Origin of the sequence: Nonomuraea sp. NPDC048916, from assembly GCF_040649575.1 — a bacterium.
GTDB lineage: Bacteria > Actinomycetota > Actinomycetes > Streptosporangiales > Streptosporangiaceae > Nonomuraea.
The window spans coordinates 13,014-28,180 of record NZ_JBEZFS010000003.1 but is presented as its reverse complement, the minus strand read 5'-3'; the positions used below and the strand labels follow the sequence as shown (position 1 = coordinate 28,180).

General features: G+C 69.7%; 14 protein-coding genes. 11 read left to right on the top strand and 3 right to left on the bottom strand.

Annotated elements, in window-relative coordinates; translation table 11 throughout:
* Positions 1 to 18 precede the first annotated feature (18 nt).
* Complete coding sequence (locus tag AB0C16_RS03095) at positions 19 to 933, bottom strand: LysR substrate-binding domain-containing protein (protein WP_357678291.1); 915 nt, start codon at positions 931 to 933, stop codon at positions 19 to 21.
* Between the two features lie 98 nt (positions 934 to 1,031).
* Here AB0C16_RS03095 and AB0C16_RS03090 point away from each other — a divergent pair, with 98 nt between their 5' ends.
* From AB0C16_RS03090 to AB0C16_RS03055, 8 genes are all read left to right on the top strand, one after another.
* Complete coding sequence (locus AB0C16_RS03090; protein ID WP_357678289.1) at positions 1,032 to 1,424, top strand: nuclear transport factor 2 family protein; 393 nt, start codon at positions 1,032 to 1,034, stop codon at positions 1,422 to 1,424.
* A 369-nt stretch (positions 1,425 to 1,793) separates the two neighbouring features.
* A complete protein-coding gene (locus AB0C16_RS03085) occupies positions 1,794 to 3,218 on the top strand; it encodes a hypothetical protein (protein WP_357678287.1) in 1,425 nt (474 codons plus the stop codon).
* Positions 3,219 to 4,112: 894 nt separating this feature from the next.
* Positions 4,113 to 4,454: a YciI family protein gene (locus AB0C16_RS03080; protein WP_357678787.1), complete on the top strand. Its 342-nt coding sequence runs from the start codon at positions 4,113 to 4,115 to the stop codon at positions 4,452 to 4,454.
* Between the two features lie 52 nt (positions 4,455 to 4,506).
* A complete protein-coding gene (locus AB0C16_RS03075; RefSeq protein ID WP_357678285.1) occupies positions 4,507 to 5,748 on the top strand; it encodes an RNA polymerase sigma factor in 1,242 nt (413 codons plus the stop codon).
* A 128-nt stretch (positions 5,749 to 5,876) separates the two neighbouring features.
* Positions 5,877 to 6,674 (top strand): DUF998 domain-containing protein, encoded by a 798-nt coding sequence (locus tag AB0C16_RS03070; protein ID WP_357678283.1) that lies wholly within the window; start codon positions 5,877 to 5,879, stop codon positions 6,672 to 6,674.
* Positions 6,675 to 6,900: 226 nt separating this feature from the next.
* On the top strand, positions 6,901 to 7,275 hold the full coding sequence (locus AB0C16_RS03065) for a hypothetical protein (RefSeq protein ID WP_357678282.1): 375 nt from the start codon (positions 6,901 to 6,903) through the stop codon (positions 7,273 to 7,275).
* A 1,323-nt stretch (positions 7,276 to 8,598) separates the two neighbouring features.
* Positions 8,599 to 8,850, top strand: a complete 252-nt coding sequence (locus AB0C16_RS03060) for a hypothetical protein (protein ID WP_357678280.1) — start codon at positions 8,599 to 8,601, stop codon at positions 8,848 to 8,850.
* Positions 8,851 to 9,214: 364 nt separating this feature from the next.
* On the top strand, positions 9,215 to 9,778 hold the full coding sequence (locus AB0C16_RS03055; RefSeq protein ID WP_357678278.1) for a DinB family protein: 564 nt from the start codon (positions 9,215 to 9,217) through the stop codon (positions 9,776 to 9,778).
* A gap of 69 nt (positions 9,779 to 9,847) precedes the next feature.
* Here AB0C16_RS03055 and AB0C16_RS03050 read toward each other — a convergent pair whose 3' ends face one another.
* Positions 9,848 to 10,306, bottom strand: a complete 459-nt coding sequence (locus tag AB0C16_RS03050; RefSeq protein ID WP_357678277.1) for a transposase family protein — start codon at positions 10,304 to 10,306, stop codon at positions 9,848 to 9,850.
* A 225-nt stretch (positions 10,307 to 10,531) separates the two neighbouring features.
* Between AB0C16_RS03050 and AB0C16_RS03045 the strand changes: the two genes are divergently transcribed.
* Genes AB0C16_RS03045 through AB0C16_RS03035 form a run of 3 tightly spaced genes read left to right on the top strand, consistent with a single transcriptional unit; the run spans position 10,532 to position 14,168 of the window.
* Positions 10,532 to 11,149, top strand: coding sequence for a DUF6461 domain-containing protein (locus tag AB0C16_RS03045; RefSeq protein ID WP_357678275.1), 618 nt, complete (start codon positions 10,532 to 10,534; stop codon positions 11,147 to 11,149).
* 23 nt (positions 11,150 to 11,172) lie between these two features.
* A complete protein-coding gene (locus AB0C16_RS03040; RefSeq protein WP_357678273.1) occupies positions 11,173 to 11,625 on the top strand; it encodes an FAD-dependent monooxygenase in 453 nt (150 codons plus the stop codon).
* Positions 11,541 to 14,168 (top strand): AAA family ATPase, encoded by a 2,628-nt coding sequence (locus AB0C16_RS03035; protein WP_357678271.1) that lies wholly within the window; start codon positions 11,541 to 11,543, stop codon positions 14,166 to 14,168. Before AB0C16_RS03040 ends, AB0C16_RS03035 begins: the two co-directional genes overlap by 85 nt.
* On the opposite strand, the gene AB0C16_RS03030 is transcribed toward AB0C16_RS03035, so the two are convergent.
* Complete coding sequence (locus AB0C16_RS03030; protein ID WP_357678269.1) at positions 14,161 to 15,132, bottom strand: nuclear transport factor 2 family protein; 972 nt, start codon at positions 15,130 to 15,132, stop codon at positions 14,161 to 14,163. The two genes, AB0C16_RS03035 and AB0C16_RS03030, sit on opposite strands and share 8 nt — an antisense overlap.
* Positions 15,133 to 15,167 lie beyond the last annotated feature (35 nt).

Sequence of the window (15,167 nt, the reverse complement as noted above, 5' to 3'; positions counted from 1 at the left end):
GACGTACGGACCTGGGGATCATGGGACATCCGGCCGTGAACCTTCGTCAGGGGCGGGCCCAGTGAAGGCTCGCCGGCTGTGCACGAGCAGCTCACGTACGGCGGGGTTGTGCGTGTCCTTCCAGATCAGCGCGAGCAGAGCGGGTGTTTCGACGTCGTCGACGGTGAGGGCGGTGAGCCGGTCGCGGTGGCGCGCGGCCATCGAGTCGCTGAGGATGGCGACGCCGAGCCCGCGGGCGGCGAGGTCGGCGATGGCATCCGCGGCGCTGGCCTGCAGCGTGATCATCGGTCGGAGGTTCCGCGCGGCGCAGGCCTGGTCGAACACCGTGCGCAGACCGGTGCCGGGCGGCATGCAGACGATCGGGTAGGCGCCGAGGTCTCGCAGGGTGACCCGCCGTTGTTCCGCCAGGGGGTGCGCGATCGGGACCGCCGCGACGAGCCGCTCGCTGATGATCGTCAGCGCGTCCAGGCCGTCGGGGGTGGCGGCTGCGGCGCCGATGAGAGCCAGGTCGACGGTGCCTGTGCGGACGCCCTCGATGAGCCGGTCGGAGTTGTCCTCCAGCAGCGAGATCTCCACCCCGGGATGCGCCCGGTGGAACGCCGCGAGGGCGTCGAACAGCGGCGTGATGGTGCAGCCGATGACCATCCCGATCGTGAGCCGGCCCCGGATCAGGTCGATCACCTCGCCCACCGCCTGGCCGACCGCTCCCGCGGCGGCGAGCGCGGCGCGGGCGTGCCGAAAGGCGGCCTTCCCTGCGACGGTGAGGGTGACGGCGCGCGCCGACCGGTCGAAGAGCTCGGCGCCGAGCTCGCGTTCCAGCTGGCGGATCTGGGCACTGACGCCGGACTGGCTGATGTGCACCCGCTCGGCCGCCCGGGTGAAGCTCTGTTCCTCGGCGACCGCGACGAAGTATTCCAGTTGCCTCAGTTCCATGACTGTAGATTCTAGACTCCAGTAGAACCATCTGTTGGACTTCTAGGCGCAGGTGGACCACGCTGAAAGGCGCTGAAAGCCTGACTCAGGAGGAACCCATGCCGGAGTACGAGAAGGCCATGCGGCCCGAAGACATCACCCGCCTGTTCGTCGAGCGGTCCAACACCGGTGACGCGGCCGGAGTCGCCGCACTGTACGAGGAGGACGCGGTGATGGCCTACCCGCGCGGCGGCCGGACGGTGGGCCGCAAGGCGATCCAGGCCCTGTGGGAGAAGGTGCTGGCCGACCGTCCCCGCTTCGAGCCGGAACAACCGCTCCCGACGCTGATCAGCGGCGACATCGCGCTCACTTCGACCCCGCCTAAGGACGGAAGCGGCGCCCGCGCGCAGGTCGTCCGGCGCCAGCCGGACGGGAGCTGGCTGCGCCTGCTCGACCAGCCCGAGTTCGTACCGGCGCCGGTTGGTGGTGATGCCGGACGGGCGCGGCCGTAGTGCTGGCTGTATCCATGGACTCCAGTGAGTGGGATCGATCACGGGGGCTTCGCGCGGACATGCCAGGCGCCGGCCGGCCTGCGCGGCACGTACTGACCCGGCGTCGGCGAGCAGACCATCCGCGGTCTCCACTCCAAGGGGTACACGGCCAGGAAGGGCGCCAAGAACCTGGTCGACATCACGCACCTCGACCCCCTCCTGGGGCTGGCGGTCGGACAGCTCGTCGCCAGCCCGTAGCCGAGGGCTCGGGTGACCTCGATCGAGGGAAGCTCAGGGCTGCTCACGAGACCCGCATGCTTCCGGCCACGGAAACTTGTCAGCGTCGGCTCCTATGCTGCAGCCAGATTCTGCGACCTTACGGGTGGTGCTGTGTATCTGATCTACCGATCCCCGAACCAGGGGCTCGATGGCAAGACGGCGTGGCACCTGCCCCAACCCACCGTGCTGAGCTGGGTCCGCAGCGTCTGGCAGGAGGCATCCGATTCCCCGAACACATACGACTGGCTCGTCCAGAGGCTCGGCACGCACATCTACGGCCTGCACTGGCTTTTCGAAGGCGGCCCGGCGCCGCGCACCATGCAGGAGTTGCGCACGCTGGCCATGGAGCGGTTGCCCGACACTCTGCAGTGCAACGCCGATGAGCGCAGCCTTCGCGTTCTGGCGAACGGCCTGGACGACGAGGTGGCCTACTACCTCGTGGACGACGCCGCGGTGGCCGCCGAGCCCGGCCGCTGGTCCTTCGTGGTGCACGAGGGGCCACTGCCCGGCGACGTCGAGCCGTCCGGCAGCGGGCCGACGTTCACTCCGCCGGTGACGGTCACCGACCTGGCCCCGGCGTCGCCGGCCACCGGGGAGGAGCTGACGTACACGGTTCTCCTCACGTGCAAGGCCAAGCATGACAGCGTCGGCTGGGATCCCACGTACGTGGTGCGCGGGGCGCGACCGGCGCGGCTGGGTGCGGCGCTACGCGACCTCGACACCGCGACCGACGACTGGCCGGTGGAGCTCGGGGTGCTGCGCGCGCTGGTCGCGCCGGAAGAGGAAGGGATCGCCGCCGCGCTGCGGCGCTGCAACCACTGGCCCGACTACGCCGAACCGTCTCAGCGGTCACTCGCCCAATTGGACTCTCACTCCAGCGCGATGCGCTTCCTCGATGCCGTCTCACCCCCGCCCAGATACCATCGCGAGCGGACCGTCATCCGCATGGGCGAGCACTTGGCGCAGATGGCGATCGGCAACGGACGCGACTCCTTCGAGCAGTGGCTGTTCTTCGACGACCTCTGGGCGCGTACCCACCCCGATCTGGCCGCTTCGCTGATGTGGTACGCCTACCACTGGGATCCGCTCTGCTCACGCCACCACTTCAAGTTGACGCCGTGCTCGGACAACCGGGTCCTCTATCTGGCCGTGGCCGACGAAGACGGCGCGCTTCACGTGCGACCGGCCGAGCCTCACGACGAGCCGCGGGTGTGGGACTTACGCAGGTGGTCCTACGAGAGACGACCTGCGGGCGACCTCACCGCCGGAGAAGTGGCCGGCGAGGTCGAGATCCAGCTCCATCAGAGCGATTCCGCCGGATGCCGCTTCACAGCTTTCGAGATCACCCGCACCCGATACGGGCAGACCGTCGCCGCAATGCTCGCCCGCCATATTCGGGCCGAACTACGCGCTGCGGGCATCACCCGTGCCACCGACTGGCTGCCCGACAACCGGCCGCACGGCAAGCTGTTCCTACGGGTGCTCGGCACGATCCACAAGCCCCCTCATGAGCCGTCCACCCTCCACATCACCTGACGGGCTGGCGGCCCCGTTGGATCTTCTCCCGATCTTTCCAACCACGCCACCCACTGAGTCTTCTTGGTGTCGGGAGTTCGGGGTGCTCGAGCAGCCAGAGAAGATACCGCGCTCGTAAGCGGAAGACCTCTTCGGGATCATCGGCGATCTCGGCCAGTAGCGATCGCAGTCGCGTCCCGCCGATCGCCCTGGCCAGAACGGCATACCGCACGTCCTCGCACCCATGCTCACGACGTACGGCGAGGCAAGACCAGACGCGCGAGTTGATCGATCACCTCGACCGGCGGATACGGCAAGGCCATGGTCGGGTCGCGCAAGGCGCTGCCCTTCGTCGCCCAGCCCTTTTTAACGGCGGCCGATCACACGTCCTGCCAAACCGCGTTGAAATCCTCCAACGCCCGGTCGCGCCGCTGGTCAGAAGACCGCAAGCGCCCGAGTGCCCACTCTCGGCGCGCCGGATCGTCTGAGATCAGCTCCACGGCCCACCCAGACGCTGATCCCACTTCCCAACGGACTCGACGATGGCGCCGTCGCGGCTGCGTCGGATCATCAAGATCTGGTCGTCGTGGTTCGCGGTAGCGGGTCATGCTCTCCTCGCTCGGCGCTTACCGGGTGGGCTCCGTAAAGATGCTCGTCATGATGGCAGGAGAAACGACGACCCGGACCGGAGCCGACGTCAGGTCCGGCTGTGAGCGTCGCGAACGAACGGTCGGCCCATGCGCGAGATCGTGGAACCTCTCCGTTGCGGTTGATGACAGCAGCGTGGATGCCGAGGTTCGTCGCGGACGTATTCTTCGCGGACGTGTCCATCTGGCCGTGTCCCATTCGTGGTGATGTCGTACGGCGACACCGCCGCACGCTCCACAACAGGACAGGAGTGCGATCGTGAAGTACATGTTGCTGATCCAGAGTGCGACCGCCGAGACGGCCGATGCCGCCGACCAGTGCACCTTCGAGGACTGGGCCGCCTACGACAAGGAGGTGCGGGAGGCGGGGATCTGGGTCTCCGGGGAGTCGCTGGCGGACCTGGTCACCGCCACGTCGGTGCGGGTCGGCCGGGACGGAGGGCGGACGGTGACGGATGGCCCGTTCGCCGAGACCCGCGAGATTCTCGGCGGCTTCTACGTCATCGACGTGCCTGACCTGGATGTCGCGCTGGACTGGGCCGCACGCTGCCCCGGCGCGCACGGCGGCGGGTCCGTCGTCGTGCGGCCGGTCGCCGAGTTCGGAGGCTGAGACCGCGATGGGCGACCGGGCCGCTGCCATCGGGGCGCCGGACGAGGCGTCGATGGCGACTGTCGAGGCGGTGTTCCGTGAGGAATACGGCCGGCTGCTGGCCGCCCTGGTCCGCCGCTTCGGCGACCTCGACCTGGCCGAGGAGGTCACCTCCGACGCGATCGAAGCGGCGCTGACCCGCTGGCCGGTCGACGGCGTCCCGCCCAAGCCGGGAGCCTGGCTGATGACCACGGCGCGACGCAAAGCGGTCGACCGGCTCCGGCGCGACCAGGCGTTCGCCGCCCGGCTGGCCATCCTCCAGGTGGAGGCCGAACGGGCGGAGCCGGCCCCGGCTGCGGACGTGGCCGCCGGTGACCTGCCGGACGAGCGGCTGCAGTTGTTCTTCACCTGCGCTCATCCGGCTCTGCCGGCTGAGGACCGCGGGGCGCTGACACTGCGCTGCTTGGCCGGGCTGACCACACCCGAGGTGGCGCGGGCCTATCTCGTCCCGCAGGCGACGATGGCCAAACGGATCGTACGGGCGAAGAAGAAGATCCGCGAGGCCCGGATCCCGTTCCGCGTGCCCGGCGCGAACGAGCTACCGGAGCGGCTTCCGGGCGTGCTCCAGGTGGTGTATTCGATCTTCACCGAGGGGTACGCGGCCAGTTCGGGCCCGCACCTCCAACGGCTGGACCTCGCCGAGGAGGCCATCCGGCTGGGCCGGATCCTTCGCCGGCTGCTGCCCGCCGAACGGGAGGTCGCCGGGCTGCTCGGACTGATGCTGCTGATCCACGCCCGGCGCGACGCCCGGACCGGCCCGGCCGGGGAGCCGGTGCTGCTCGACGAGCAAGACCGCGGCCGCTGGGACCGCATGATGATCGAGGAGGGCCGTGACCTGGTGCCGATCGCCCTGACCGGCGGGCCCCCCGGCCCGTACGGGGTGCAGGCCGCGATCGCCGCCCTGCACAACGAGGCCGTGGACCTCGCCACCACCGACTGGCCGCAGATCGTCGCGCTCTACGACGTGCTGCTCGCGCTGACACCGTCCCCGGTCGTCGCACTGAACCGCGCCGCGGCGGTGGCGATGCGCGACGGACCGGAGGCGGGGCTGGCGCTGCTGGACGAACTGGCCGACGAGCCGGCGCTACGCGGCTACCACCCCTCCCCCACCGCGCGGGCCGACCTGCTGCACCGGCTCGGCCGGCTCACCGAGGCCGCGGCGGCGTACCGGGAGGCACTCGAACTGGCCGGCGCCGAACCCGAACGCGCCCACCTCCGCCGCAGACTGCACGCGGTCGAGCAGCCCGGCGCCTGACCCGCGACCCTATCGAGCGCGCTGTCTCTGAATCCGCGGACGAGTGTCCATCCGACCGTTGCCCGTTCGTAGTCATGCCGTACGGCGACCCCCGCACGGGGACGCACCTGTCGTGAAAGGACCGCCCCATGACCGCGACGTTGTCCACCGGCACCATGCCTGCCCACCACCGCCGAACCGCGCTCCTGCTGAGCTGCGGCGCGGCCGCCGGTGTGCTCTTCCCCGCGGTCTCGTTCGCGCAGGCCTTCACCCGCGCGGGCTTCGACCTGCCCCGGCACGCGCTGAGCTCGCTGACCCTCGGCGACCTCGGCTGGCTCCAGATCGCGAACTTCGTGGTCACGGGCCTGCTGGCCGTCCTCTTCGCGGTCGGCCTCCGGCGAACGCTGCGCCCCGGGCGGGCCGGCACGTTCGGACCGGCTCTGGTCGGCGTCTACGGCGTGGGGATGATCGGCGGCGGAATCTTCGCCCCTGACCCTGCCCTGGGCTGGCCGGCCGGTGCCCCCGAGGGCGTGCCCGAGCACCTCAGCACGAACAGCGCCCTGCACACGGTCTTCGCGGCCGCGGCGTTCCTGTCCCTGATCGCGGCCGGTCTCGTGTTCGCCCGGCGGTTCGCCGGTCAAGGACAGCACGCATGGGCGACGTACAGCGCCGCCGGCAGCATCGCCACCTTCGTTCTCACGGTCCCGCCGTGGAGCGAGGACAGCGCGAGCCTCCGCTTCGCCGCCGCCGCAGTGATCATCTCAAGCTGGCTCGCCGTCATCTCCTGGCGGTTGCGCACCGAAAGCCCCAGTCAGGCCGCTACGACAAGCCTCTGTCAGGTCAACTCCTGGCCGATCTGGGCTATTTCGACTCCCGCGACGACCTGTTCCGCCGGCACGGGCAAACCTTGTGCCTGCCGGTACGCATCTCCGCAGATATCATCATGAGTCGTCGGGCGGCTTGAGATGCGCCGGTACGGCAACACTTGCGCTGCAACCTCGATGGCGGCGGCGAGGAATCGCGGCAGGCGAAGCGGGCGACCTGCGGGGGGATCTGGACCTCCTGGCCGGACACGGCGATGTCGGCCAGGGATTACGGTGCGAATTGGCTCTCATCATCTCGCTGGTCTCGGCGCTCTCACGGAACACAGACGGAAAGGCGGGAGGACGCTTCGTGGCGATCCCCAAGAAGGGTTCACGGCTCATCACAGTCGATGGCACCATCTTCCGCTGGCGGATCCGGCGTAAGCCCACGTACTGCCAGGCGAACAGCTGGGGGCCGCTGACGTTCGCGGTGGAACTGGCGGAGGCCCCGGGGCGGGTTCTCCTGGTGTCGCTTCCCTGCTCTCGGCCGGACGCGTGGTACGGAGAGCGAGCGATGGCAGTGCGGCCGACGCTCGTGACGGCGACCATACGCCAGGCACTTGATCGCGGCTGGGATCCACGGCAGGCGGGCAACGCCGTCGAGCTCGGTCTCACTGATGACGACCTGACCGGCTTGATGAACGGCCAACGACCTGTCTACGACGTCCCCTTCATGCGGCGGTGACTCACTCCACGACCAGGACGACCGCCCGGCCTTTCAGACGGGGGCAACACACATCGTCATCCGCCTCGACGGCGCAACGGCGACACCCTCACCACCCCGCCGCCTGGGCCACCCTCGCCCTGCTCACCGCCACGATCGAATCCGCAGCCGAGGTCGTACGCCTGCCCGCCGCGACAACGTGAAGCGCAACGTCATGCTGCTGCGCGAGATCCCGAAGGGCAAGGACGCCGCCCGTCCAAGTCGCTCACGCTCGACCAGGCGGAGGCCGTACTCAAGAACGTCTACCCCAAGCAGCTCCGCCCCGTCCTCCTGGAGGGCGCCGAAGCCATGGATGAGATCTTCGGGTATCTGAGCTAAACACCCCGCAGCGCAATGACCGCTTCCGAGAGCCGTCGTTATTTCGAGTGCCAGCAGGGCGAGACGGGTGGTTACTCGACCACCCGTCCTGTTGTCGTCTGTCCATCCAGGGGCACGGCCAGGCAGTACACAGTCCTGTAACGGGGCCAGTCCTCCGGGGCCGGCCCAAGTCCCCACAGGCCGATCTCATCTCTTTTCGACTCCTTGATGCGCATCCTGGGAATGCATCCGTTCTCCATGAGCCGCGTCACGTCCGCACCCGGATATGCCCCCTCGGGGAGGACGTACGTGGTGGCGAACTCAGCCGAGTGCGGCACGTGGCAGGGGACGACGGTCATCATGAACGTCTGGGGCAAGGGCTCGATGCAGTCGCCGGGCCGTAGCTCGGTGGCGTGAAACCGTTGCGCGCCGGGGATGGTGCTCTGCTGCGGTGGCGTCTGCGGGGCGGCGGGTTCAGGCTCGGCAGCCGCGGATGACGCCGCCGGCGCTGGGTCACCCGCGCAGCCGGCGAGCCAGATGATTAAGCAGAATGCCATCAGTGATGTACGAACCATGACATATGAGGGTGGCAGCTCTTGATCACCCCGGGATCGCGGACTGGCTTCCCAGGTGATGATCAGTTTTCGGCTACGCGCTGGACCTGCTGTTGTGGCAACGGTTACGCACCGAAGACGCCGTCCCTGACACAGCGCTGACTGCCGAGCATCCATGGTGGAACGGCGCGTTCTGGGCCACGTTCTAGGCCATCTACCCACCACGCGCCGGCAGTTCCGGCACGAACTTCTACCCCTTGGCCGAAGATCTCACCCTGGTGACCGTCTGGTCGGACGCCACCCTGCGCCGCCTGCACACCTTGGCCACGCCCCTCGGACAGCGGAGGCGCTGCGAGATCGCGCCGTAACCGCGGTCACCGACCCGGAAGGACGTCGCCGCATACGCTGCGGCTCGGCGGTACCGCTCGTTGGCGTGGGCGATGTCCTCGACCAGCTTGCCTCCGCGGTCGCCGCTCCCGTCTCCGCTTTCCTGCTGGGCAACGCCTGCCAGGAGGCGCATAGGTACGTCTCCACCGATGATCGGACCGTGGCCACTGTGATCATCTCCCACGAGCTGATCTGGGAGATCACCGAACAACTCATCGCACGCGGAATCTGCACGCGCGCACCTCAAGACGAAGACTTAACCGGCCTGCTGTTCCTCCTGGCGAACCGGAGCTCGTGATCGAATAGGACGGTGAGCCCGCCAGTCTGCGCCACAGGGACGCTCAGCTGGGCACTGACCGATGCACGGCTTGGCACAACAACGGCGCTCGCCCGGACTTCGCGACCAGGGATGTTGCAGAGCTGCCCCGCCTGGCAAGACGCCTGCAAAAGCGTCTGCTCAGCTGGCGGCAAGTCCACGACCGCCCCGCTCCTCCGCCGCACGATGTGACGGCGCCCAGCGAGAGTCATCCGAGAGAGCTTATAGATCGTTTTCCGCGCGACAAACGGTCGTTTCCCCAGGCTGCCGCACCTTGAGGCGGGCAGCGGCGCAACGGCGTCCGCGAGGGTCGCAGCCAGGTCTCCGTTGTATGTAGCGTGCGGAAATGACAAGAAGCGAGCGAATCGCGGACCAGCTGGACCGGCACTGGCACAAGAACCTGCGGCCGCGGCTGCACGGTCTTGCCGATGAGGAGTACTTCTGGGAGCCGGTGCGTGGCTGCTGGAGCATCCGCCCACGTGGCACGTCGGCCGCACCGATGTCGGCAGGTTCGGGGGAATGGACGATGGACTCCGCGTCCCCTGACCCGGTGCCGGCGCCGGTGACCACGATTGCCTGGCGGCTGGCGCACATCATCGTCTCCTGCCTGGGCTATCGGGTCGGATGGCACTTCGGCGGCCAGGACGTCGACTCCCAGACATTCGCCTACGCGGGGACCGCTGACGAGGCGCTAAAACAGCTCGATGAGATGTATGGGAGATGGAACGGGGGGGTCCGCGAGCTCTCGGACGCTGACCTGGAGAATCCGCCCACGGTGGGTCCCGAGCGGTTTCCCATGGAGGGCATCGTCCTGCACGTCAACAGGGAGCTGATCCATCACGGCGCCGAGATTTCCCTGCTGCGCGACCTCTACCGCTGGCAGGACGGAGCCGTACCGCGCCGAATATGACTTTCCGGTAACCGGCGATCGAGCTTCGGAAACCTACGTGGACTCCGTGACGCTCCGTGGCTGCGAGCTTCAGTGAAGCTGCGCCTTCTTGAAGTAGCTGGTCAGGGTGGTGGCGTGAGGGTGGGACAGGATGCGGTCACGGCGGGCGGCGGTGATGTCGTGAGTGCGGCCGGGCCGAGCCGCGGAGATCCAGATCATCCGGCCCCGTTCGTCGGTCAGGGCGAGGACGTGCAGGCCGTGGCGGTGGTGTTCGCCGGAGTAGTTCGGCCGGTTCGCCGTCCCGGTGCGGCGCTGGGTGGGGATCAGGGTGCCGTCGATCAGGACGACCTCGCCGCCCCGGGACGGCGATCCGGCCTGGGCCCGCTCGTCGGCGAGCTGCTCACTCATCCGCTGCCACACCCGCTCGGCCACGGCAAGCTCATCCCGCTCGGCCCGCACCTCCGCCAGCCGCTTGACCAGCTGTTCTTCGAGTCCGTCCAGCTCCGCACGACGCGCGGCGATCCGTTCCTGTACCTCGGGGTCCATCATGCGCCGGAGCGTACGAGCGGCGCCGATCCCGACGGACGAGAACCCGCAAACCAACCCTGCCAGACTGCCGCCCACCACCAGCACGAGCACCCCGAACGACCCTCACGCCACCACCCCGATCAGCTACTTCAAGATGGCGCAGCTTCAATGAAACGTCGGTGCTCGCAGGTAGCGTGGACGTCCGCACCGTCGAATACAACCGCCACCGATTGAGCGAGGTCACCCGTGACACGTGCGACAGCGCAGGATTACCTGTGGTGGGAGGAATTCCGAAGCAGTCTCGGCGTCTCGGGGTTCTGCTTCACTCTCGTCGCCGGCCTGCAGCCCCCTGAGGTGTTGGAACGCCTCGCGGTCATACCGGGCAAACCTCTGCAGGCAACGGGCTACGCCGAGGTGGGCCCCGCTGAGGGTGGCTCGGTCATCGTCGAGCCTGCGGGCTACGTGGGAATCATGCGCGACGCGGTTCGTCCGCTGTCGGTGGCCACCGTACTGGCCAGCGTTCACAACAACATCGACCAGCACGCCAGATTCGTCTACGCCGCCGACGGAAGGGTGATCACTGGTCTCGATCCGATGTTCCCCGATGAACCGCGCTGGGGCGACGAACCGGACCGGCTCCTGCAGGATTTGAAGGACCTCGGGCTGGCCAACGAGTTCGATGAAGATGATGAGGAATGGCAAGAATCCGGTGAGCGGTTCGTCGAGGCGGCGCTGGCGCTGGCTGAACGTTGTACCGGGATCCGGCTGACACCTGAGCAGGTACACGGCCCGCTGCCGTATGCGGCTTGCGTTGCGCACCTGTATGAGCTGCGGGACGGGCGGCCTCCCGCGCTGGCCTACTGATCGCACTTACCGGCGGTGCCAAAGTGCGCACGGCGCCAGGGGCCAGGGGCCCGCCTGCGCCAACGACGACCGCGACCACGCCGGAATCCAACTGCCGCGGCTGGCAGGTGTGGACAGCGGCCAGCCTTCCCGCGGCTCGCGCTCGGCCTGGTGGTCGACACCCCACACAAACACATCGGCCAGGAACCCCGAAGACCTCGGCCGGCTGGCTTCGCGACGGCCGGATCCTGCTGGCCGGTGACGCCGTGCACAACCACAACCCGGTGGGCGGGCAGGGCATGAACACCGCGAGTACCGCGAGCGCGGGCTCCCAGCCGATTGACGGACCCGTATGGTCGGAGCAAACAGAACGGCGGGCCGGGTACCCGGTTTCACGGGATAGATTCTGCCCATGTTGCGGGGGCGGGCCGAGGAGCAGTCGCGGATCGACCAACTGCTGTCGTCGGCTCGAGCCGGGCGCAGCGGTGTGCTGGTGATCCGCGGGGAGCCCGGCGCGGGCAAGTCGGCGCTGCTCGACCACGCGCAGGAGCAGGCGCAGGGCCTGCGGATCCTTCGTGGCACTGGCATCGAGTCGGAGGCCGAGCTGCCGTACGCCGCGCTTCACCTGCTGCTGCGCACCGAGCTCGACCGGGTTGCCGCGCTGCCCGACGCGCAGGCGGCCGCACTCACCGGCGCGCTGGGACTGGGCGACGCAGCCCCGCGCAACCGGCTGTTGGTCGGGCTGGCCGTGCTCAGCCTGCTCGCCGAGTCCGCGGGCGACGGCACCCTGCTCTGCCTGGTCGACGACGTGCAGTGGGTCGACCAGGCCTCCGTCGACGCGCTGGCGTTCGCGGCCCGCCGGCTCGACGCCGAGGGTGTCGCCCTGATCTTCGCCACGCGGTCGGATTCCCACCCGCAGGGCTTGCCCGAGCTGCGCCTGCGCGGCCTCGACCGGGCGGCGGCCGCCGAACTACTGCCCGGCGACCTGGCCGCCGCGGTTCGCGAGCGCATCCTGGACGAGGCCGATGGCAATCCGCTGGCCCTGCTGGAGCTGCCCTCCGCGCTCACCCCCGAGCAACGGGCCGGGCGGCTGAGCCCGTACGCCACCATCCCGGTGACCGACCGAGTCCAGGAGGCGTTCCGCAGGCAGATCGAAGCGCTGCCGGAGACGGCGCAGACGCTGCTGGCCGTGCTGGCCGCCGCCGACACCGGCGACCTGGGGGTCGTGCTGCGCGCCTGCGAACGCTTCGGCGGCCGGCTGGCCGATCTGGCGGCCGCCGAGCAGGCCAGGCTGGTCAAGGTCAGCGGCGCCGTGGTGGGCTTCCGCCACCCGCTCATCCGGGCCACTGCCTATCAGAACGTGCCGCTGACGACGCGGCTGGCCGTACAGCGGGCACTCGCCGAGGCCCTCGACGGCGAGGAGCACACCGACCGGCGCGCCTGGCACCTGGCCGCCGCGACGGCCACTCCGGACGAGGCGGTGGCCCGCGAGCTCGATCAGGTCGCCGAACGCGCCCGCACCCGGTCCGGCCACGCGGCCATGGCCGCCGCCTACGAGCGCGCCGCCGAGCTCACCCCCGTCGGCCGCGGAAAGTCGGTACGGCTAGCCGCCGCGGCCGTGGCCGCCAGCAACGCCGGGCTGCTCGACCGCGCCAGCACGCTGGCCGACCGGGCCAGCGCGGACATCCAGGACCCCTTGGCGCTCGCCCACCTCATCCAGGTCAGGGCGCACCGCGAGTTCGAGCAGGGAGCGTACACGGCGGCCGCCGAGCTGATCATCGATGGGGCCGCGCGGGTGGAGCCGCTGGACCGGGAGCGGGCCGCCTACTTGCTCGTCGAGGCCGTCCGGTGCGCCTGGTACGCCGGCGACCGGGAGCTGGCCCGGCAGGCGGCGGACCGGCTCAGGGCGCTTCCGGAGATCGGTTCCCCGCTGGTCGAAGGCGCGCTCGGCCGGGCCGCCATGCTCGACGGGGACATGGCGACCGGCGTGAAGCTCCTCGGCCGGCTGGTCCACAGCTCCGATATGGCGGTGCTCGAGGTGCCCGGCCGCCTCTTTCTCGCCCAGGTGTGCACGCCGCTGGCCCTCTACTCCACGGCCGCCTCGGTCGCCAAGCGGGTGGTGGCCGAGTGCCGGGCGCAGGCGATGGACGGCTGGCTGCCCATGGCGCTGGAGGCCCACCTGCACGCGCTGGCCTGCCTGGGCAGGTACGGCGAGGTGGCCGACGTGCTGGACGACGTCCTGCCGGTGGTCGGCGAGCATGCCGCGCTCACCGGCCTGCTCGCGCTGGCCCGAGGCGAGCTCGGCGACGTGGAGGGCTGCCGGGCCGCCGCCGCCCGGAGCGACGGCATCGCCGCGGTGTGGGCGCTCGGGCGGCTCGAGCTCGCCCTGGGCCGGCCCGAGGCGGCGCTGCGCGTGCTGGAGAGCGTTCCGCCGCTGGTCAACGCCCCGGCCTCCTTGTTCTTCGCACCTGACCAGATCGAGGCGGCGGTCCGGCTCCAGGCGCCGGAGCGGGCGCACGGCCCCCTGGCGTACTACCTGGACTGGTCCGCGCATGTCGGCCGGCCGTCCGCGGAGGCCGTCGCGCTGCGCTGCCGTGCCCTGGTCGAGGGCGAGGAGGAGCTGTACGCGCGGGCCGAACGACTGCACGACGACGGCGAGCAGCCGCACGAGCAGGCCCGCACACTGCTCGTCTACGGCGAATGGCTGCGGCGGGCGCGCAGGCGGGCGGAGTCACGCCGGCGGCTGCGCGCCGCGCTGGACATCTTCGACCGTCTCGGCATGCGGGTGTGGGCCGAGCGGGCGCGCGCCGAACTGCGGCTCACCGGCGACGTGCCCGCCGCCCCGCGCCGGAGGGACGACCCGCTCAGCGTGCTCACCCCGCAAGAGCGCCAGGTGGTACGGCTGGCCGCGACCGGCGCCTCGAATCGGGATATCGCGGCCCAGCTGTACCTCAGCCCCCGAACCGTCGGCTACCACCTGTACAAGGCGTTCCCCAAGCTGGGGATCACCTCGCGGGCAGAGCTGGCCGCGCTCACCTGAGCAGGCCGTACAGCCGGTCGATCCGGGCCTGGTCGGCGATCAGCGGCAGTTGGTCGAAGGACAGCTGCCACTGCGTCGAGACGCCACCGTTGTCCGCGATCCGCTCCACGATGCCGAAGCTCATCGGCTCGCTCTGCTCCTTCGGCAGGACCGTGCCGTGCCACTCCACGTACGTCGCGCCGGGCACCCGCACGGCCTGGCCCGGCTGCAGCTTCACGTCGCTGACCTGGTCGAAGAAGGCCGTCAGGTAGGCCCGCTTGCCCTCGCCCGTCCGCAGCTTCCGCTCGCCCAGCCCGGGGGCCGACAGCGGAGCGCCGCTGAGGGGCGCCGTGAGGGCCGCGGTGTCCTCGCTGTTCCACGCCTGCGCCCGGGTGGCCAGTTCGTCGGGGCCCATGACCGGTCGCCTTCTCTCGTCGGGCTGGCCGCTGTCGGCGACGTCGCCGAACAGGTTGGGCAGGCTCGGCTCGAGCGGGGAGAACATCTGGTAACGGTCGTAGTACCGGCGGCCCTGGATGACCTTGCCATCATCGGTCAGCAAGACCCGGTACACCGCCGGATAGGTGATTTTGTGACCTTTGACTGTGGCCTCGTTGACCGCCTCGAACATCACTGCCGAGCCGTTCACCGCGATGCGCGTGCCGCGGAAACGAAAGTCGGGCACCAGGGCCAGCGTCCCCGCGATCGACGCCCTGATCGTGTCCAGACCCTGTGTCAGCGGCGTGCTGACCTTCTGCGGCTCCCAGAGCGTCGCGTTGGTGTCCCAGATGTCCACGTAGGCCTGCACCCGGTCCTCCGTGGTCACCTTGCCGAACCTGATCTGCCTGTTGATGAACGTGCAGGCGTTGGGCGACACCCACCCCTCGATGCTCGACACCTCCTCGCGCGCGTCCGCGCAACCGTCCTTTGCCTGCGCCGGGCTCGCCATCACGCTCAACGCCAACGCCGCAACGACCAGAACCTTCATCTCCGCCTCCTTCGGGGGCCCCGTGCCCCGAACTG

Coding starts and splice junctions, on each gene's coding strand:
- AB0C16_RS03095 (WP_357678291.1), bottom strand. CDS start 933: ATGGAACTGAGGCAACTGGAATACTTCGTCGCGGTCGCCGAGGAACAG.
- AB0C16_RS03090 (WP_357678289.1), top strand. CDS start 1,032: ATGCCGGAGTACGAGAAGGCCATGCGGCCCGAAGACATCACCCGCCTG.
- AB0C16_RS03080 (WP_357678787.1), top strand. CDS start 4,113: ATGTTGCTGATCCAGAGTGCGACCGCCGAGACGGCCGATGCCGCCGAC.
- AB0C16_RS03075 (WP_357678285.1), top strand. CDS start 4,507: ATGGCGACTGTCGAGGCGGTGTTCCGTGAGGAATACGGCCGGCTGCTG.
- AB0C16_RS03070 (WP_357678283.1), top strand. CDS start 5,877: ATGACCGCGACGTTGTCCACCGGCACCATGCCTGCCCACCACCGCCGA.
- AB0C16_RS03055 (WP_357678278.1), top strand. CDS start 9,215: ATGACAAGAAGCGAGCGAATCGCGGACCAGCTGGACCGGCACTGGCAC.
- AB0C16_RS03050 (WP_357678277.1), bottom strand. CDS start 10,306: ATGATGGACCCCGAGGTACAGGAACGGATCGCCGCGCGTCGTGCGGAG.
- AB0C16_RS03035 (WP_357678271.1), top strand. CDS start 11,541: ATGTTGCGGGGGCGGGCCGAGGAGCAGTCGCGGATCGACCAACTGCTG.
- AB0C16_RS03030 (WP_357678269.1), bottom strand. CDS start 15,132: ATGAAGGTTCTGGTCGTTGCGGCGTTGGCGTTGAGCGTGATGGCGAGC.